Annotated in this window: 18 protein-coding genes; 5 read left to right on the forward strand and 13 right to left on the reverse strand. The window is 70.5% G+C overall.

Features of this window, described 5'->3' with window-relative positions; translation table 11 throughout:
- Positions 1–60: 60 nt before the first annotated feature.
- Entirely contained in the window at positions 61–429 is a 369-nt protein-coding gene (locus BIU89_RS04545) for a twin-arginine translocase TatA/TatE family subunit (RefSeq protein WP_027464570.1), read from the reverse strand.
- A 64-nt stretch (positions 430–493) separates the two neighbouring features.
- Here BIU89_RS04545 and BIU89_RS04550 point away from each other — a divergent pair, with 64 nt between their 5' ends.
- Positions 494–1,126, forward strand: coding sequence for an O-methyltransferase (locus BIU89_RS04550; RefSeq protein WP_027464569.1), 633 nt, complete (start codon positions 494–496; stop codon positions 1,124–1,126).
- A 27-nt stretch (positions 1,127–1,153) separates the two neighbouring features.
- On the opposite strand, the gene BIU89_RS04555 is transcribed toward BIU89_RS04550, so the two are convergent.
- The 4 genes from BIU89_RS04555 to dapE all read right to left on the reverse strand — a co-directional run bounded on the left by BIU89_RS04555 (position 1,154) and on the right by dapE (position 4,626).
- Positions 1,154–1,873 (reverse strand): AAA family ATPase, encoded by a 720-nt coding sequence (locus BIU89_RS04555; RefSeq protein ID WP_083404164.1) that lies wholly within the window; start codon positions 1,871–1,873, stop codon positions 1,154–1,156.
- 123 nt (positions 1,874–1,996) lie between these two features.
- Entirely contained in the window at positions 1,997–2,167 is a 171-nt protein-coding gene (locus BIU89_RS04560) for a DUF3117 domain-containing protein (protein WP_017887054.1), read from the reverse strand.
- A gap of 147 nt (positions 2,168–2,314) precedes the next feature.
- Positions 2,315–3,559 (reverse strand): hypothetical protein, encoded by a 1,245-nt coding sequence (locus BIU89_RS04565; RefSeq protein WP_071244937.1) that lies wholly within the window; start codon positions 3,557–3,559, stop codon positions 2,315–2,317.
- Complete coding sequence (gene dapE, locus BIU89_RS04570; RefSeq protein ID WP_071244938.1) at positions 3,544–4,626, reverse strand: succinyl-diaminopimelate desuccinylase; 1,083 nt, start codon at positions 4,624–4,626, stop codon at positions 3,544–3,546. The genes BIU89_RS04565 and dapE overlap by 16 nt, the downstream gene beginning before the upstream one ends.
- A 119-nt stretch (positions 4,627–4,745) precedes the next feature.
- On the opposite strand from dapE, the gene dapD reads away from it, so the two are divergent.
- A complete protein-coding gene (gene dapD / locus BIU89_RS04575) occupies positions 4,746–5,711 on the forward strand; it encodes a 2,3,4,5-tetrahydropyridine-2,6-dicarboxylate N-succinyltransferase (protein ID WP_071244939.1) in 966 nt (321 codons plus the stop codon).
- A 744-nt stretch (positions 5,712–6,455) separates the two neighbouring features.
- Here dapD and BIU89_RS04580 read toward each other — a convergent pair.
- From BIU89_RS04580 to typA, 7 genes are all read right to left on the reverse strand, one after another.
- Complete coding sequence (locus BIU89_RS04580) at positions 6,456–7,754, reverse strand: citrate synthase (RefSeq protein WP_081827170.1); 1,299 nt, start codon at positions 7,752–7,754, stop codon at positions 6,456–6,458.
- 164 nt (positions 7,755–7,918) lie between these two features.
- Positions 7,919–9,037: a succinyldiaminopimelate transaminase gene (gene dapC / locus BIU89_RS04585; RefSeq protein ID WP_071244940.1), complete on the reverse strand. Its 1,119-nt coding sequence runs from the start codon at positions 9,035–9,037 to the stop codon at positions 7,919–7,921.
- 13 nt (positions 9,038–9,050) lie between these two features.
- Positions 9,051–9,368, reverse strand: coding sequence for a ferredoxin (gene fdxA, locus BIU89_RS04590; protein ID WP_017887060.1), 318 nt, complete (start codon positions 9,366–9,368; stop codon positions 9,051–9,053).
- Between the two features lie 35 nt (positions 9,369–9,403).
- Entirely contained in the window at positions 9,404–10,594 is a 1,191-nt protein-coding gene (locus BIU89_RS04595) for a PIG-L family deacetylase (RefSeq protein ID WP_071244941.1), read from the reverse strand.
- Positions 10,595–10,613: 19 nt separating this feature from the next.
- Positions 10,614–11,162 (reverse strand): hypothetical protein, encoded by a 549-nt coding sequence (locus BIU89_RS04600; protein WP_071244942.1) that lies wholly within the window; start codon positions 11,160–11,162, stop codon positions 10,614–10,616.
- Positions 11,163–11,279: 117 nt separating this feature from the next.
- Entirely contained in the window at positions 11,280–12,473 is a 1,194-nt protein-coding gene (locus BIU89_RS04605; protein ID WP_071244959.1) for an amidohydrolase, read from the reverse strand.
- A gap of 97 nt (positions 12,474–12,570) precedes the next feature.
- On the reverse strand, positions 12,571–14,493 hold the full coding sequence (typA, locus tag BIU89_RS04610) for a translational GTPase TypA (RefSeq protein ID WP_027464562.1): 1,923 nt from the start codon (positions 14,491–14,493) through the stop codon (positions 12,571–12,573).
- A 121-nt stretch (positions 14,494–14,614) separates the two neighbouring features.
- On the opposite strand from typA, the gene BIU89_RS04615 reads away from it, so the two are divergent.
- The 3 genes from BIU89_RS04615 to BIU89_RS04625 all read left to right on the forward strand — a co-directional run bounded on the left by BIU89_RS04615 (position 14,615) and on the right by BIU89_RS04625 (position 16,665).
- Positions 14,615–15,364 carry a CPBP family intramembrane glutamic endopeptidase gene (locus tag BIU89_RS04615; RefSeq protein ID WP_071244943.1) on the forward strand — a complete coding sequence of 250 codons (750 nt, stop codon included), beginning with the start codon at positions 14,615–14,617 and terminating at the stop codon, positions 15,362–15,364.
- Between the two features lie 76 nt (positions 15,365–15,440).
- On the forward strand, positions 15,441–15,920 hold the full coding sequence (locus BIU89_RS04620; protein WP_071244944.1) for a peroxiredoxin: 480 nt from the start codon (positions 15,441–15,443) through the stop codon (positions 15,918–15,920).
- 193 nt (positions 15,921–16,113) lie between these two features.
- Positions 16,114–16,665, forward strand: a complete 552-nt coding sequence (locus BIU89_RS04625; protein ID WP_071244945.1) for a PH domain-containing protein — start codon at positions 16,114–16,116, stop codon at positions 16,663–16,665.
- Between the two features lie 139 nt (positions 16,666–16,804).
- On the opposite strand, the gene BIU89_RS04630 is transcribed toward BIU89_RS04625, so the two are convergent.
- Positions 16,805–18,523 (reverse strand): ABC transporter family substrate-binding protein, encoded by a 1,719-nt coding sequence (locus BIU89_RS04630; RefSeq protein WP_071244946.1) that lies wholly within the window; start codon positions 18,521–18,523, stop codon positions 16,805–16,807.
- Positions 18,524–18,674: the final 151 nt, after the last annotated feature.

An 18,674-nucleotide genomic window follows, 5' to 3' on the forward strand; every position in this document is an offset into this window, starting at 1 on the left:
GGAGGCCCGGTGCCAGCTGGCACCGGGCCTCCAGTCCGTCAGGTGGGCACGTGACGGGCGTCAGGTCGCCTCGGCGTCGAAGGGTGCCGGTTCACCGGCGGCCAGGGGCACGACGGGAGCCGTCGCGCGCACCTTCGAGGCCGTGACCTGCGCGGTCTGGACGGCTGCGGCACTCGTGCCGGAGTCGAGCAGGGCGTCTCGGATGATGCGGCGCGGGTCGTACTGGCGCGGGTCGAGCTTCTGCCACTCGATGTCGTCGAACTCGGGGCCCATCTCGTCGCGCATCCGCTCCTTCGCGGTGTCGGCGAATCGACGAACGGCCTTGACGAACTCGGCCAGCTTCTGGGCGTACATCGGCAGGCGCTGCGGCCCGAGCAAGAGGACGCCGATGACCCCGATGATCAGGATCTTGTCGAGCGGGATGTCCACGCGAGCGAGCCTAACGCCTGCTGCTGCGTTGCACCTCTAGAGTTGTCTCCCGAACGGAGTGTGCGTGTCAGAGAAAGAGTCGAACTGGAAGTTCGCCGAGGACATCGTCTCGGAGACCGAGGCGATCGCCCGTGCTCGTGAGCACTCCCTGGAACTCGGGGTCGAAGCGATCTCGCCCGCGATCGGTGCGCAGATCGCCGTCATCGCCGCAGCCTCGCGAGCCACGAGCATCATCGAGATCGGCACCGGCCTCGGGGTCTCCGGCCTGTACCTGCTCGCCGGCGCTCCGAACGCGACCCTGACCACGATCGACGTCGAGGTCGACCACCAGCAGTTCGCCCGCGACGCCTACATCAGCGCCGGCACCGCTCCCGCACGGATCCGACTCATCCCTGGTCGGGCGAACCAGGTGCTCCCCCGCATGAACGAGGCCTCGTACGACGTCGTGCTCGTCGACGCCGACCCCGAGCACGTGATCGAGTACGTCGAGCACGGGCTGCGGCTCGCCCGCCTGGGTGGCACCGTCCTGGTGCCGCACGCCCTCTGGCGCGGACGCGTGGCCGACCCGGTGAAGCGCGACCGTGCCACCACGGACTTCCGGCTGCTCCTGACCGAGGTGTCGACGTCGGGTGCAGTGCGCAGCGCGCTGTCGCCCGCCGGCGACGGCCTGCTGCAGCTGACGAAGGTCACCAACTAGCGCTCGACCCGCCGGCGTTCTCGCAGGTCAGTCCAGGTGCCGCAGGTACCGCTCGGGCGACTCGAGGAACGCACGCTCGTTCCGCACCAGGTCGAGGTCGCGCCATCCGGTGCGCCGCAGGCCCCACTCGCCGACCTCGTGGATCTCGGCCCCGGGGAACGCGGCGAGCACGGGTGAGTGGGTCGAGAGCACGACCTGGCCGACACCCGTCTCGACGATGGACTGCAGGAGCCCGATCAGCGCCAGGCACCCCGAGAACGACAGGGCGGACTCCGGCTCGTCGAGGATCCAGAGCCCGGGCCACTGCGACCGGTGGATGACGAAGTCGAGGAACGACTCACCGTGGCTCCGCTCGTGGAGCAGCGGCTCGGCTCCCCCGGGGTGCTGTTCGAGGTAGGTGAACACCCCGTGCATGGTCTCCGCGCGCAGGAAGAAGCCGGACCGCACCGCGCCGGGCTCCCGGTGCAGGGCGATGTGTTCCCAGAGCTGCGATTCGCTCGGGCGGGTGCTGTGCCCGGACTTCGTCGAACCGCCCTCGGGCCCCATGCCGAAGGCGAGCGCCATCGCCTCCACCAGGGTGGACTTGCCGGCACCGTTCTCACCGACCAGCACCGTCACCGGAGCGAGGTCGAGCCCGTCGTCGAGCAGCTGCCGCACGGGCGCGAGCGTCGCGGGCCAGACGTCGCGCGGCATCGGGTCGGGCGCGTACTCCTCGACGCGGCGGATCGGCAGTCTCGTCCTCGGCACGGCCCCATCCTGCCGGAGCCGACCGACAGCGCCGCGGATCCCCCAGCCGCGGGATCGGCAGCGCACAGACGGAAGGCCCGGAGCGTACACGCTCCGGGCCTTCCGTTCTGGTGCTTCGACGTACTAGGCCGAGACGACCTCAGCGAGTGCGTCGTGGAGTTCCTTGGCCTCGGCATCGTTGACCGAGACGACCAGGCGGCCTCCACCTTCGAGCGGAACCCGCACGATGATGAGTCGACCCTCCTTAACAGCCTCCATCGGCCCGTCACCGGTCCTCGGCTTCATGGCTGCCATCAGATGTCCCCTTTCGTGCAGTAAATGCAGCCCCATTATCCCGTATGGAGGGGGCAACTGCGAAACCGCCCAGGTTGGGGGTGTCGGATGTGCTGTCCGGATGCTCCGCAGAACGCGGAACCACGGGCCTCCGGAGCCCCGCATCGATCACGGCGGGGTCCAGTCGTAGCCGTCGATCCACCACGTGTAGTACAGCCACACCCACTGCAGCCCGACGAACGCGACGACGACGGCCACGCGGTACACCCGCGACCGCGGCAGCGCGACGATCCCGAGCAACGGCGCGATCGGCACGAGGATGCGCCAGGTGCTCGACTGCGGGAAGAACACCGCGAGCAGGTACACGAGGTACGCCACGCCCCAGAGTCGGAGCTCGATGCCGATCCGGCGTGCGGCGGGCATGCACACGAACGCCGCGAACCCGACGAGCACGACGACGAGCAGGACCGTGCCGGCCGGCTGCCCGAACCACCACCCGAACCCCTGCACCCACGGCGCGAACGGCACGAGCTCCTTCCACCCGATGTACGACGACCGCCAGGCGAGCTCGGTGTCGGTGTAGGCCTTCGGCACCCCGGTGACCGCCCACGCGATCGCCGGCCACGCCAGCCCGACCAGACCCGACACCGTGGCGACCACCGCGGGGGGCACGAGTCGGCGGAGGGTGAGCGGCTCCGACGAGCGCACCCACGCCGGCCGGATCGCCCACGCGGCCACGAAGAGCACCACCAGGAACGCGAAGGCGAGGCCCGTCGGCCGCGTCATGCCGAGCAGCAGCACGACGGGCAGCATCGCCCACCACCGTCGATCAACCATGAGCAGCAGCGCGACGAGCAACAGGAACAGGCCCATCGACTCCGCGTAGGCCACCTGGAACATCGCGGACACCGGTGCGACGCAGAACAACACCGTGGCGAACGTCGCCCGTGCGGGGTCGAGGAACCGCCCCATGAGCCGGCGGAACACCAGCGCGGCCCCGAGTCCGGCGAGCAACGACACCGAGACCGCGACGAACTCGAACGACGCTCCGGTGAGCAGCATGAGCCCGCGCACCAGGAACGGGTACGCGGGCATGAACGCCCACGCGTTCTCGGTCACGTGCCCGGCGGCGTCGACCGGCAGCGTCGACGGGTACCCGCCCGTGGCGATCACGCGGTACCAGGCGCCGTCCCAGATCGACGCGAACGACAGGTAGCCCGGGCTCTGCACGGTGAACGAGTTCGCCGCTTGCACACCCGCGAACGCGAGCATCATGGCACCGGTCACGAGCCGCGCCAGCACGTAGACGACCGTGATGCGCACCCACCAGGGGACGACCCGGTACCGGGCCCGCCAACGGTTCCGAGCAGGGGTCCTCCGGGTGGCCCCCGCCGTCGTCAGGCCGTCAGCCACCGACGCAGCCCGGCCTCGACCGCGGTGATCTGCGCGACCGGGACCTGCTCGTCGTCGTGGTGGGCGAAGACCGGCTCGCCGGGGCCGTAGTTGACCGCGGGGACCCCGAGCGCCGAGAAGCGTGCGACGTCGGTCCAGCCGTACTTCGGACGGGGCTCCGGTCCGCCGACGGCCGCGACGAAGTCCTGCGCGAGCGGGGCGTCGAGACCGGGGCGGGCACCGGCGGCGAGGTCGACGATCGTGACCTCGTACCCGTCGAACAGCTCGCGGATGTGGGCGACGGCCTCGTCAGCCGAGCGCGAGGGGGCGAACCGGTAGTTCACGTGCACCATCGCCTCGTCCGGGATGATGTTGCCCGCGATGCCGCCGCTGATGCCGACCGCGTTCAGGCCCTCGCGGTACTCGAGCCCGTCGACCGTGACCGTGCGGGGCTCGTACGCGGCCAGGGTGGCCAGGATCGGGGCGGTCTTGTGGATGGCGTTGTCGCCGATCCAGCTCCGGGCGCTGTGCGAGCGCTTGCCGAACGTGCGGATCTCGGCGCGGAGGTTGCCGTTGCACCCGCCCTCGATCTGCGCCCCGGACGGCTCACCCAGGATCGCGAAGTCGGCGGCGAGGAGTTCGGGTCGCGTCCGGGCCAGGCGGCCGAGGCCGTTCAGGGCGTCGCTCACCTCTTCGTGGTCGTACCAGACCCACGTGACGTCGACCGAGGGGTCGACGAGGTCGTACGCGAGCTTGAGCTGCACCGCGCAGCCCGCCTTCATGTCGACGGTGCCGCGGCCCCAGAGGATCTCGGTGCCGTCCTCGGAGGTCCGGAACTCGGTCGGCAGGTTGTCGTTGAGCGGGACGGTGTCGATGTGACCGGCGATGACGACCCGGCGGTCGCGGCCCAGGTTCGTCCGCGCCACGATCGCGTCGCCGTCGCGGATCACCTCGAGGTGCGGCAGCGGTGCGAGCACGGCCTCGATCGCGTCGGCGAGGGCCTGCTCGTTGCCGGACACCGACTCGATGTCGCAGATGGCACGGGTGATGTCGATGGACGAGGCGGTGAGGTCGAGGTGCTCCGGCATGCGGGCAGCCTACCGGCCGCCCCTCGCACCGCCCCGGCAGTCCGGACGGTCGGCGACCCGACCGCCCCGGCAGTCCGGACGGACGGTGCCCGCCGACCGGCGCTCGGTACCCTGGAGCCGTGACCGACACGACTGCCACCGACCGCCCGACCCACGCCTGGGGCCACGGCCTCGCGACGATCGCCGCCGACGGCACGACGCTCGACACCTGGTACCCCGAGACGCACCTCGGCGCGCTGCCCGCCGACGCCGTGTTCCCCGCCGAGCTGCAGGCGCACGTCGGGGACGACCCCCGCCGTGAGGTCCGGATCGAGGCCGTCACCACCGAGATCACGATCGACGCCGGCCCGACGAGCACCCCGGACGCGTACCTCCGCCTGCACCTGCTGAGCCACCTGCACGTCCGCCCGAACGAGGTCTCCCTCGACGGCGTCTTCGGCCACCTGCCGATCGTCGCGTGGACGAACGCCGGCCCGGTGCACCCCGAGTCCCTGACGCGCCTGCGCCCGTCCCTGCAGCGCGCCGGCATCGCCGTGCACGCGATCGACAAGTTCCCGCGTCTGGTCGACTACGTCGTGCCGGACCGCGTGCGGATCGGCGACGCGAACCGGGTCCGTCTCGGCGCCCACCTGGCACCGGGTACGACCGTCATGCACGAGGGCTTCGTGAACTTCAACGCCGGCACCCTGGGCGACGCCATGATCGAGGGCCGCGTCTCGCAGGGCGTCGTCGTCGGCAACGGCACCGACATCGGCGGCGGCGCCTCGATCATGGGCACCCTGTCCGGCGGAGGCACGCACCGTGTCTCGCTCGGCGAACGCGCGCTGCTCGGCGCGAACGCGGGCCTCGGCATCTCGCTCGGTGACGACTCCGTCATCGAGGCCGGTCTCTACGTCACGGCCGGCACCAAGGTCGTGCTGGTCGGCGCGGCCCCGAACCCCGACGGCACCCCGAAGACCGTCAAGGCTGCCGCGCTCTCCGGCACCCCGAACATCCTGTTCCGCCGCAACAGCGTCAGCGGGGCCGTCGAGGCGCTGCAGCGCAAGGGCGAGGGCATCCAGCTGAACACCGCGCTGCACGCGTAGCGCACCACGCCGGGCGCGCCGGCCCGGAGGCCCGCCCCGCGAGTGGTCACGACACACCGTCCGCGGGCGCCGCGGGCGCCCGAACCGTCGGTTCGACACCCGCCGGACGACAGTTCACGACCACTTGACGGAGGTGAGCGGCGCGTCCCGCCGCCCCGCGCCCGACGCGCCCGCCTGGAGGCCCGGAGCCGGTCCACGAGACCGCCACCGGGCCTCCAGGCCGTCGCGTCCAGCGCCCCGCCCCGCGAGCGGTCACGACACGTCGTCCGCGGGCGCCGGGGGTGCACGAACCGTCGGTTGGACACCCACCCAACGACAGTTCACGACCACTCGGCGGAGGTGAGCGGCGCGTCCCGCCGTCCCGCGCCCGACACGCCCGCACGGGAGGCCCGGAGCCGGTCCACGAGACCGCCACCGGGCCTCCAGGCCGTCGCGTCCAGTGCCCCACCCCGCCCCGCGAGTGGTCACAACACACCGTCCGCGGGGCGCCGAGGGCGCACGAACCGTCGCTGCGACACCCGCCGGACGACAGTTCGCGACCACTCGGCAGAGGCGAGCGGCGCGCCCCGCCACCCCGCGAGCGGGCGAAATGCCAGCACGCGCACGCAGGCTGCCCGGGTGTTTCGCCCGCTCGACGAACGACGAGCACAGACGGGACGGGACGGGACGGCGACGCTCGGCAGGCGGCGCACACGCACGAGCGCCCCGCACCACGGAACCGTGGGGCGGGGCGCTCGGAGTCGGTCAGCGCGAGGGGACGTCCCGCTCGGGCGCACCCACGTAGAGCTGCTGCGGGCGACCGATCTTGTTCAGTGGGTCGTTGTTCAGCTCGCGCCACTGGGCGATCCAGCCCGGCAGACGACCGATCGCGAACAGGACGGTGAACATCCGCGGCGGGAAGCCCATCGCCTTGTAGATGATGCCGGTGTAGAAGTCGACGTTCGGGTAGAGCTTGCGGCTGACGAAGTACTCGTCCTCGAGCGCGATCTGCTCGAGTTCCATCGCGATGTCGAGCAGGTCGTCCTGCACACCGAGGGACTCGAGGACCTCGTGCGCGGACTCCTTGACGAGCTTCGCGCGCGGGTCGTAGTTCTTGTAGACGCGGTGTCCGAAGCCCATGAGCTTGACGCCCTGCTCCTTGTTCTTCACCCGCTCGACGAAGCGCGTCACGGGCTCGCCCGAGTCCTTGATCTGCTGGAGCATCTCGAGCACGGCCTCGTTCGCGCCGCCGTGCAGCGGGCCGTACAGGGCGTTGATGCCGGCCGAGATCGAGGCGAACATGTTCGCCTTCGTCGAGCCGACCATGCGCACCGTCGAGGTCGAGGCGTTCTGCTCGTGGTCCTCGTGCAGGATGAGGAGCCGCTCGAGCGCCTTCGAGAGCACCGGGTTGGGCTTGTAGGTCTCGGCCATGGTGCCGAAGTTCAGTCGCAGGAAGTTGTCGACGAACGACAGCGAGTTGTCCGGGTACAGGAACGCCTGCCCGATGGCCTTCTTGTGGGCGTAGGCCGCGATCACCGGGAGCTTGGCGAGGAGCCGGACGGTCTGCAGCTCGACCTTCTCGGGGTCGTCGACGTCCATGTCGTCCTCGTAGTACGTGGACAGGGCACTCACGGCGCTCGAGAGCACGGACATCGGGTGCGCCGAGTGCGGCAGGGCGTCGAACAGACGGCGGAGGTCCTCGTGCAGCAGCGTGTGCCGACGGATGCGGGCGTCGAACTGCTCGAGCTCGGTGGGGGTCGGCAGCTCGCCGTAGATCAGGAGCCACGCGACCTCGAGGAAGGTGCAGTTGCCGGCGATCTGGTCGATCGGGTACCCGCGGTAGCGCAGGATGCCCTGGTCGCCGTCGATGTAGGTGATCGCGCTCTTCGTCGCACCGGTGTTCACGAACCCGTAGTCGAGCGTGTTCATCCCGGTCTGCTTCTTGAAGGTCGAGATGTCGATCGCGGACGCGCCGTCGACGCTCTGCAGGATCGGGAACTCCGCCGTGCCGCCCGGGAACGTCAGCGTCGCGGTCGCGCCCTGCTGTTCGGCGGCGGGACTCACGGGGACGGGCGTGGTGGGCGGTGTGGCCGTCTTCTGAGCGTCATTGGCAGTGTCAGTCACGAGGACAGCCTAATCGCGGCACCTGTCGGTCGTGCACACATCCCAGGTGACGATTTGGTGGTCCTCACGGATTGCGGGGCCCGCCCGGAGTACTCGTGTCCGTGCTACGCGGTACCGAGGCGACGGCTGCTCGCCAGTCGCTGCGCCGCCGCGGCGATGCGTTCGTCGGTCGCCGTCAGGGCCACGCGGACGTGCTCGCCCCCTGCTGCGCCGTAGAACGTGCCGGGTGCGACGAGGATCCCGCGGTCGGCGAGCCAGGCCACGGTGTCGAGTGCGGGTTCGCCACGGGTGGCCCAGAGGTAGAGCCCGGCCTCGCTGTGGTCGATCCGGAACCCGGCGTCCTCGAGTGCTCGCCGGAGCATGTTCCGGCGGGCCCGGTAGCGGGCCTTCTGCTGCTGCACGTGGGTCTCGTCCTGCAGCGCGATGACCATGGCCTGCTGTACGGGCAGCGGCGGCATGAGCCCGGCGTGCTTCCGGACGGCCAGGACGTCGGCCAGGATCGCGGCGTCACCGGCGACGAAGGCCGCACGGTAGCCGGCGAGGTTCGACTGCTTCGACAGCGAGTACACGCTCAGCACGCCGTCGAGCGAGTCGCCGACGACCCGCGGGTCGAGGATCGTGGGCGTCGGGGTGGTGGCGTAGTCCGGGTCCCATCCGAGCTCGGCGTAGCACTCGTCGCCGACGATGACGGCTCCGAGCTCGCGGGCGCGGACCACGGCGGCACGGAGTTCGTCGAGGGTCAGCACGCGGCCGTCGGGGTTGCCCGGGGAGTTCAGCCACACGAGCTTCGTGGTGGACGGCCACGCCGCCGGGTCGTCCGAGGCCAGGGCATCGGCGCGGACCAGTGCGGCTCCGAGCTCGTACGTCGGGTACGCGGCGGCCGGGAACACCACGGTGTCACCGGGGCCGATGCCGAGCCAGAGCGCGAGGCCCGCGATGAACTCCTTCGAGCCGATCGTCGGCAGCGCGTTCGCCTCGGTCAGGGCGACGCCGTGCCGACGGCCGTACCAGTCGGCGATGGCCTGCCGCAGCGCCGGGGTGCCGGCGACCTGCGGGTAGGCGTGCGCGTCGGTCGCGGTGGCCAGGGCGGTGCGGACGACCTCGGGCGTGGGGTCGACGGGCGATCCGACGCTGAGGTCGACGATGCCGCCCTCGTACGCCGCGGCGCGCTGCTTGAACGGGACGAGCTGGTCCCAGGGGAAGTCGGGGAGGTCGAGCGCCACGAGGGGGGTCCGGTCAGCCGCGGACGGGCTCGGCTGCGACGACGGGGTGGTCCTTGTGGATCACGCCGACCTTCGCGGCACCGCCGGGCGACCCGACCTCGTCGAAGAACTCGACGTTGGCCTTGTAGTAGTCGGCCCACTGGTCGGGCAGGTCGTCCTCGTAGTAGATGGCCTCGACGGGGCAGACCGGCTCACACGCACCACAGTCGACGCACTCGTCGGGGTGGATGTAGAGCGAGCGGTCACCCTCGTAGATGCAGTCGACCGGGCATTCGTCGATGCAGGCGCGGTCCTTGACGTCGACACAGGGCTGGGCGATCACGTAGGTCACGGTTCGGGTGCTCCCTTCGACGAGCGGGTTCGAGTCTACTCGCGGCCCGGGGCCGTCCGGGACCGCAGCCCCGACAGGTCCGGCCACGCGAGGACCAGGGCGGCGATGACCGCGGGGGCGAACGTCCACACGTACCCGGCCGCATTGGCGAGGACGAGCGGCGAGCTCTCCCCGCCGACCGACACGAGCACCTGCGTCGCGACGAGGATCCCGATGCCGATCGCGGCGACCATCGCACGCGAGCGGTAGACGAGCCGCACGCCCACGGTCAGGCCGAGCACGATGAGGGTGGTGACGACGAGTCCGACCGGGAACGCGCCGATCGTCTGCTGGTGCGTGACCGTCCCGAGGCCGCCGGCGAGCAGCCCGAGCAGCAGCGAGACGACGACCGCCGCGGCCTTGCCCTGGCCGGACATCTCGGCGTAGGTCTGGGGCGCCGCCGGCTGCGGGGCCGCGTCGTGCCGGAACGCCTCGACCGCCGGGGCGTACTGCCGGACGCCGTGCGGCATCACCCACGACAGGGCCGCTGGGTCGGCGGGGTCCACGGGGTCGACGGCGACCTGGGAGCGGTACTGCTCGACCGCCGCACGCACCTTGGCCCGGACCGGCAGGACGTCGACCGTGACGTCGGCCTGACCGCTGTCGGGGTCGGGGTCGACGATCATCGAGAACGGGACTTCCTCGGCTCGGGCCGCGTACTGCGCCGCGTGGTGCATCCGCACGTGGTCGGGGTGCCCGTAGCCGCCGTCGTCGGCGTAGCTGATCACGGCGTCGGCACCGGTGGAGCGGATCGCGGCGCGGACGTCGTCCACGACCTCGCCCAGGTCTGCCGCGGTCAGTGAGTCGGCCGGGGCGTCGTCCGCGGCGATGGCCCGTCCGTCCGGGCCCCACTGCATGCCGGAGTCGACGTAGCGACGCTCCGGCAGGTCGGTCGGTCGGGCACCGCGCCCGCCGAGCCACAGGTGCTGCGGCCCGCCGAGGGCGGCGAGGGCCGCGGCGATCTCGGTCTCCCGGTGCCGTGCCACCCGCGCGGGGTCGCCCGCCAGCGGGGCCAACCGCTCCGTGAGCATCTCGCCGCGCTCGCCCCGGGTCGCGGTGAGCACGGTCACCTCGGCGCCGCGCTCGAGCAGGGTCGCGATGGTCCCGCCCGACGAGAGCGTCTCGTCGTCGGGGTGGGCGTGCACGATCAGGACGCGCTCGGGGCGCGTGGCAGGGGCCTTCGACATCGTCCCCAAGGGTACGGGACTAGCGGGGCGTGACGATGTAGGTCGCCGTGACGCCGCCGCTGTCCTTGCTCTCCGAGAAGGTCAGGACGACGCGGTAGGCGTCGCTCCGGAACATGCCGAACGCGCTCGACGAGTCCGCACGCTTCGCCGACTCGGTGTACCCGGCGTCGGTGAGCTGCTGCACGGCGGCCTGGAAGTCGTCGACCGAGGCTGCCCGGACCTGCGCGACCCATCCCGAGCCGTTCGGTCCGGCTCCCCCGCCGAGCACGGTGCCGTCGACGAGCGGGACGTCGGCGGACGGGAACCCGTCCGGCACCTTGCCGTCGGAGGTCACGTGCGCGCCCTTGAGCGCTGTGTCGAGCGCGCCGTCGATGCCCCCGGCGACCGAGGACATGCCGTCCTGGATCGCCTTGCCGTCGATGCCCGCGACCCCGTCGGCGACGTTCGACGCGACGGAGGACCCGAGGTCGGTTGCCTGCTGCACGGCCTGGGTCGAGCAGCCGGTGAGCCCGGCCAGGGCGATGCCGGCAGCGACGGCGGCGATCAGCGGGGTACGGAGGGAACGCATGGCGCGACCGTAACGGACGAGCCGGGAGGCCCGGCGCGAGTTGGCTGTGAACGTGCCGTCCCCGGGGCGGTCACGTGCGCGGCGGGGCCGCCCCGGGCCTCCTTTCCGAAGAACGTGTCAGGCGACGTAGGCGCGCGTCGCCGCGACCAGGGCGTCGACGCCGACCGGGATCGCGGTCTCGGCCTGCGGCGCGTAGAACGGCGAGTGGTTGCTCGGGATCTCCTCGCCGCGACGGAAGCGCTCCGGGTCGGTGATGCCCGTGAACCAGTACACGAGCGGCGCTCCGGCTGCGGTGGCGAGCTGACCGACGTCCTCCGACGCCATGGCGAGCCCGATCTCCAGGTCGCGGGCTCCCGGCACCTCGGCGCGGATGGCCTCGAGCACGGTGGCGGCGGCCTCGGCGTCGTTCACGGTGACCTCGGCGCCCGGTGCACGCACGATCGTCGGCTCGGCCAGGCCACCGGCCGTGCTCTCGGCACGGACGATGCGCTCGATCGACGCGATGATGCGCTGGCGGGTCTCCTCGTTGCGGGCCCGGGTCGAGATCTCGATGACGGCCTCGTCGGGGATGATGTTCGCCCGCGTGCCGGCGTGGAAGCTGCCGACGGTGACGACCCCTGCGTCGCTCGGCGAGACCTCGCGGGCGACGACGGTCTGCAGCCGCACGACGGCCGAGGCCGCGGTGACGACCGGGTCGAGCGAGGCCTGCGGCGCCGAACCGTGCGCCCCACGACCGTTGAAGGTCACCGTCAGCCGGTCGCTCGACGCCATCACGGGGCCGGTGCCGACGGCGACGATGCCGACCGGTGCGGGCGCGGAGTGCTGCCCGAGCACGACGTCCGGCTTCGGGAACCGCTCGACCAGGCCGTCCTCGACCATCGCGCGGGCGCCGGAGATGACCTCTTCAGCAGGCTGGAAGACGGCGACGACCGTGCCGCGCCAGTCCCCCGTGGTCGCGACCAGGCGCTCGAGCGTGCCGAGCAGCCACGTGACGTGGATGTCGTGGCCGCAGGCGTGCATGGTCGGGACCTCGCGGCCCTCGTCGTCGGTGCCGACGTGCTCGCTGGCGTAGGACAGGCCGGTCCGCTCCTGCACGGGCAGGCCGTCCATGTCGGCGCGGAGCCAGACCACGGGGCCCTCGCCGTTCGACACGACACCGACGACGCCGGTGCCGCCGACGCCCGTCGTCACCTCGATCCCACCGATCTCGGCGAGCTTCGCAGTGATGACACCGGCGGTGCGGTGCTCCTGGAAGCCGAGCTCCGGGTGGGCGTGCAGGTCCTGGTAGATCGAGAGCAGGTCGAGAGTCACGCTGACCACGGTACAACCGCGAACGGCCCGGCCACCTGTTGCAGGTGACCGGGCCGTCGGACGGAGGACGGGCCTCCGCGGGTGTTGCTGCTGGTGCTTACGCGTCCTGGCGCTTGAGACGCGCGTAGGAGCGCTGGCGAGCCGACGCGTCCAGCTCGACCTTGCGGATGCGCACGGCGGCGGGGGTGACCTCGACGCACTCGTCCTCACGGGCGAACTCGAGGCACTCCTCCAACGAGAGCTGACGCGACGGCGTCATCGACTCGAACGTGTCGGCGTTCGCCGACCGCATGTTGGTGAGCTTCTTCTCCTTGGTGATGTTCACGTCCATGTCGTCGGCGCGCGAGTTCTCGCCGATGACCATTCCCTCGTAGACCTCTTCGGTCGGGTTGACGAAGAACGACATCCGCTCCTGGAGGTTCGTGATGGCGAACGGCGTCACCACACCGGAGCGGTCGGAGACGATCGAGCCGTTGATGCGGGTCTGGATCGCGCCGGCCCACTCGTCGTAGCCGTGGAAGATCGCGTTGGCGATGCCGGTGCCGCGGGTCTCGGTCAGGAACGACGTGCGGAAGCCGATCAGGCCGCGCGACGGGACGATGAACTCCATGCGCACCCAGCCGGTGCCGTGGTTCGTCATGTTCTCCATGCGGCCCTTGCGAGCGGCCATGAGCTGCGTGATCGCGCCGAGGTACTCCTCCGGCGTGTCGATCGTCATGTGCTCGTACGGCTCCTGCAGCTTGCCGTTCTCGTCACGCTTCGTGACCACCTGCGGCTTGCCGACGGTGAGCTCGAAGCCCTCGCGACGCATCTGCTCGACCAGGATGGCGAGTGCGAGCTCACCACGACCCTGGACCTCCCACGCGTCGGGGCGGCCGATGTCGAGGACCTTGAGCGAGACGTTGCCGACGAGCTCGCGGTCGAGGCGCTCCTTGACCATGCGGGCGGTCAGCTTGTGGCCCTTGACCTTGCCGACGAGCGGGCTGGTGTTCGTGCCGATCGTCATCGAGATCGCCGGGTCGTCGACCGTGATGGTCGGCAGCGGGCGGACGTCCTCGGGGTCGGTCAGGGTCTCACCGATGGTGATCGTGTCGAAGCCGGCGACGGCGACGATGTCACCGGGGCCGGCCGACTCGGCCGGGTAGCGGTCGAGCGCCTTGGTGATGAGGAGCTCGGTGATGCGGGCGTTGACGACGGTGCCGTCGTGCTTGACCCACGCGACCGTCTGGCCCTTCTTCATGGTGCCGTGGAAGATGCGCAGGAGCGCGAGGCGACCGAGGAACGGGGAGGCGTCGAGGTTCGTGACGTGCGCCTGCAGCGGGTGCTCGTCGTCGTACTTCGGGGCCGGGACGTGCTGGAGGATCGCTTCGAACAGCGGCTCGAGGTCGTCGTTGTCGGGCAGCTCGCCGTCGTTCGGCTTGTTGCGCGACGCGGCGCCGTTGCGACCCGAGGCGTAGACCACCGGGACGTCGAGGATCGCGTCGAGGTCGAGGTCGTCGACCTCGTCCGACAGGTCCGAGGCCAGGCCGAGGAGCAGGTCCTGCGACTCGGAGACGACCTCGTCGATGCGGGAGTCGGGCCGGTCCGTCTTGTTGACGAGCAGGATCACCGGGAGCTTCGCGGCGAGCGCCTTGCGCAGCACGAAGCGGGTCTGGGGCAGGGGACCCTCGGAGGCGTCGACGAGCAGCACGACACCGTCGACCATGGACAGGCCGCGCTCGACCTCACCACCGAAGTCGGCGTGGCCGGGCGTGTCGATCACGTTGATGGTGATGGGGCCGTCCGCACCGAACTCGGTCGCGTGCTTGCCGTTGTAGAGCACCGACGTGTTCTTCGCGAGGATCGTGATGCCCTTCTCGCGCTCGAGGTCGTTCGAGTCCATCATGCGGTCTTCGCCCTCGAAGTGGGCGTCGAACGAGTTGGTCTGCGTGAGCATCGCGTCGACGAGGGTGGTCTTGCCGTGGTCGACGTGTGCCACGATGGCGACGTTGCGCAGGTCGGACCGGGTGGCGAGCGCCATACAGGACATCCTTCAATTTCTGGGAGAGTGTCGGGCCAGTGTTTTCACAGCACCGCACCCGTGGGCAGAACGCCCGACACGCCAGTCTACCGGTAGTTCGCAAGCGACAGGAGTACAGCGCATGAGCCGTCGGCGAACGTGGGTCGAGATCACCATCGTCCTGCTGCTCTCGCTCGGTGCCAGCGCCCTCTACTCGATCCTGCAGATCATCGACGACCTGTCGCAGACGACCCCGCTCGGCGAGCAGTCGACGGCCCTGAACACCTCGTCGACGACGGTGCAGTACGTCGACCTCGCCCGGCAGCTCCTCGGCATCGCGGTGGACCTCGCCCCGGTCGCGCTCGTCTGCTCCCTGCTGTGGAGCACGTCGCGGCCGCACCTCGGGCGGCTCGGGATCGACCGGTTCCGGGCGAAGCCGGACCTGGGCGGCCCGGCGCTCATCGCGCTGTGCATCGGGATCCCGGGGCTCGCGCTGTACTTCGCGGGGCGGGCGCTCGGCATCACGGTCGCGGTCGACCCCGCCGCACTCAACTCCTACTGGTGGACGGTCCCGGTCCTGCTGCTGTCCGCGATCCGCTCGGGTCTGCAGGAGGAGGTGATCGTGATCGGGTACCTCTACGCCCGACTCGGCGACCTGGGCTGGGGCCGCTGGCAGATGATCCTGTCGACCGCCCTGCTGCGCGGCAGCTACCACCTGTACCAGGGGTTCGGGGCGTTCATCGGCAACGCGGTGATGGGCGTCGTGTTCGGCTGGATCTACACAAGGTGGGGCCGGCTCCTGCCGCTCGTCATTACGCACGCGCTGCTCGACGCGGTGGTCTTCGTCGGGTACCCCTGGGTGGCGCACGCGTTCCCGCGGTTGTTCTCGTAGGCCGCGGAGCGCATCCACAGCCCCCGCACAGCGCGCCGAGGGCCAACCCCCGCCGGGTCGCCCTACCGTGAGACCCATGAGCATCCCCGCGATCGGCGAGTCCGCCCCGTCGTTCACCCTGCCGGGGATGGTCGTGCGCGGCGGCGTCCGCACCGACGACGAGTACGACCTGTCCGCCGAGATCGGCCGCACCGTGGTGCTGGCCTTCTACCCGGGCGACGCGACGGCGGTCTGCACGGCCCAGCTCTGCAGCTACCAGGCCGAACTCGACGAGTTCACCGACCTCGGCGCGACCGTGTGGGGCATCAGCCCGCAGGCACTCGACTCGCACGAGGGGTTCGCCCGCGGGTCCTCGCTCGCGTTCCCGCTGCTCAGCGACACCGCGGGCTCGGTGATCCGCTCGTACGGGGTGCAGGCACCGGGCATCGGCCTGCGCCGATCGGTCTTCGTGATCGGCCCCGACGGCGTGGTCCGGTGGCGGCACGTCGGCCTGGTCGGTCTGCGGTTCCCGAAGGCCGAGACCATCCGCGAACAGATCGAACTGCTCGTTTCGTAGTCCCCGGCGTGGGAGTCCGCTGAGTGCGCCGAGATGGGGTATTGACACCCCAACTGGGGGCGACGACCATGGACGGCACGAGGGTCCGTCCAGGATCTGCCTCCCCGGGGAATCGGGTCGTCCGGAGATACGCGCCGGTGTGTCACACCCGCTCCCCGGGCGTCTCCGGGGAGGCATCTCGTACCCTCGTCCGGTGCCCACCACCATCGTCGCCCCCGGCCTGCGCGCCCTCGCCGTCGTCCTCTGGATCGTGGCCGTCGCGCTCGTCCCACTGGCCCTGCTCGGCGGCGGCGCCCCCTGGCTCGTGCCGATCCCGAGCATCGCCGTCGCGTTCGTCGCGTGGGCGGCGCTGTGGCGGCCCCGGATCGAGCTGACACCGGAGCACCTGCGCATCGTGGACGTCCGGCGGACCAGCACGTACACCTGGTCACGCATCAGCGAGGTGCGCACGAAGTACGGCATCGAGGTGGTCACCAGCGAGGGCGTCCGTCGCGTCTGGATCGCGACCCGCCCGACGGCGCGTCTCGCCGCGCACACCGGTGACCGGCCGGGAGGCCCGGATCGCCTGGACGTCGACGCTGCGGCCGCGCGGATGCTGGCTCACGTGCCCGCCCCGGCCGTGCAGGACGGCCCGCCCCCGTCGAGCGTGACGGCTGCGCCGATCACGCACCGCACCCACGGCTGGACGATCCTGGCGATGGTCGTCCTCGGGGTCGCGGCGTCGCTGGCGGCGGCTCGGTTCTAGCGGTCGCGCAGTCGTCGCGGCCGGTCAGGTCGGCCGGCAGCCCGACGCAGGACGACACCCCCGACGTCGTGCGACGTCGAGGGTGTCGTTCGTGTGCGGTGTCGTTCGTGAACGGTGTCGTTCGTGAACGCGGTGCCGACTACTTGGTGTAGCCGACGTCCTGCCACTTGACCGAGGACTGCTGGAACTGTGCCGGACCGTAGTTCACCAGGTCCTTGCGCACGCCCCAGGCGTACGGCTCGGCGAACAGCGGGATGGTGCCGGCGACCGCGACGATCTTCTTGTCGATGGCCTGCGCGTCCTTGATGCGGGCATCCGGGTCGAGCTCGCCGTTCGCCTTGTCCCACGCGGCACCGAGCGAGTCGTCCGTCACGCCGGTGTAGTTCTGGCCGGCGTCGGCGGGGTAGTAGATCGACTTCAGCGACGAGATCGGGAACGGAGTGCCCTGCCACGCGAAGTACGTGGCGTCGAAGTCACGGGTCGTCGTGGTGATGTACTTCGTGAAGAAGTCGTCGGTGGGCACGGTGTCGATGGTCACCTTGAAGCCGGCGAGCTTGGTCTGCTGCTGCACGAGCTGCGCGACGTTCGCCGAGTTCGGGTTGTCCGACGGGATCACGAAGCGGACGTCGAGTTCCTTGCCGCCCTTGGTCGCGTAGCCGTCCGAGCCGATCTTCCAACCGGCGTCCTCGAGCTTCGACTTCGCCTTGTCGGTGCTGTAGCCGTAGACGCTCGACACGTCGTCCTTGTAGCCCTCCTGACCGGGCAGGTACGTCAGGTTGTTGAGCACGTCACCCGGGCTCTTCACCGGCGACAGGATCGCCTGGGCGAGCACCTTGCGGTTGATCGCCTGCGCGAACGCCTGGCGCACGTCCTGGTCCTTGAAGACGTCCGAGGTGCCGTTCAGCGTGATCTGGCGCTGCGTGGTGCCGAGCGACCGCTCGATCTTCGAGTCGGAGCGCGAGTTCGCCGTCTTGAGGTTGTCGGCGCTGCCGTTCAGGTTGAAGGCGTCGAGCTCCTTGTTGCCGTACGCCTGGGCGACACCGTCACGGGACACCGTCTTGAAGACGATCGTGTCGAGCTTGCCCTCGTCGCCCCACCACTTGGGGTTCTTCTCGAAGGTCACGACGCCACCGTTGGCGTCGAAGGACTTCAGGATGTACGGGCCACCGGAGACGTAGGTCTTGCCGTCGGCCGCGTACGGACCCTTGGCCCAGGCCTTGTTGAAGTGGTCCGGGGTGTCGACGGCCCAGTACGGGTAGATCGCACCGAGGACGCTCGCCCAGTCGGCGTTGGTCTTCGAGAACGTCATGATGACGTCACGCTCGTCGGAGCCCTGCTTGACCGAGTCCACGTCCTCCCACACGTTGGTGGCGAGGGGCGCGAAGGCCTTGTTCGTGCCGTTCAGCGCCTTCCAGTTCGCGATGACGTCCTTCGCGCTGATCGGGGTGCCGTCCGACCACACGGCCTTCGGGTTGATCTTGATCTCGACGGTCTGGGGCGAGTCCTTGGTCAGCTCGACGGAAGTCGCGTAGTCCTTGTTCGCCTCCCACTCGCCGTTCTCCTTGAACTGGATGAAGCCCGGCAGGTAGGTCTGCGAGATCGTCGTGTCGTCGACGGTCCCCGAGTCCAGGTTGGCGAGCTGCCAGTTCGCCGGAGCCGTGTCGATCGGCAGGGTGATCGACCCGCCGTCCTTGACGTCGGCGCGGTCCGCGACGGTCCAGCCGGTCGACTTCAGCGACGACTCGGCGACCGCGGAGTTGTCGCCGCCCGCTTCTCCGCCGCCGGAGCAGCCGGCCAGCACGACGGCAGCAGCCGCAGCGGTGGCCAGGACGGCGATGCCCTTGATCCTCTTTCGCATGGCGACGATTCCCTTTCGTTGTGGTTCGCGCAGATCGCGCTGGACCGCGGCGGCCCCCGCCGTCGCGCCTGTTGGTTGAGAACCCTAGCCACATCCGAAGGCGGCACAAGGGTCTGTGCGATGAATCGAAACACGCTCGTAACGAATGTTG

The organism is Curtobacterium sp. MCBA15_005 (genome assembly GCF_001864855.1).
GTDB lineage: Bacteria > Actinomycetota > Actinomycetes > Actinomycetales > Microbacteriaceae > Curtobacterium > Curtobacterium flaccumfaciens.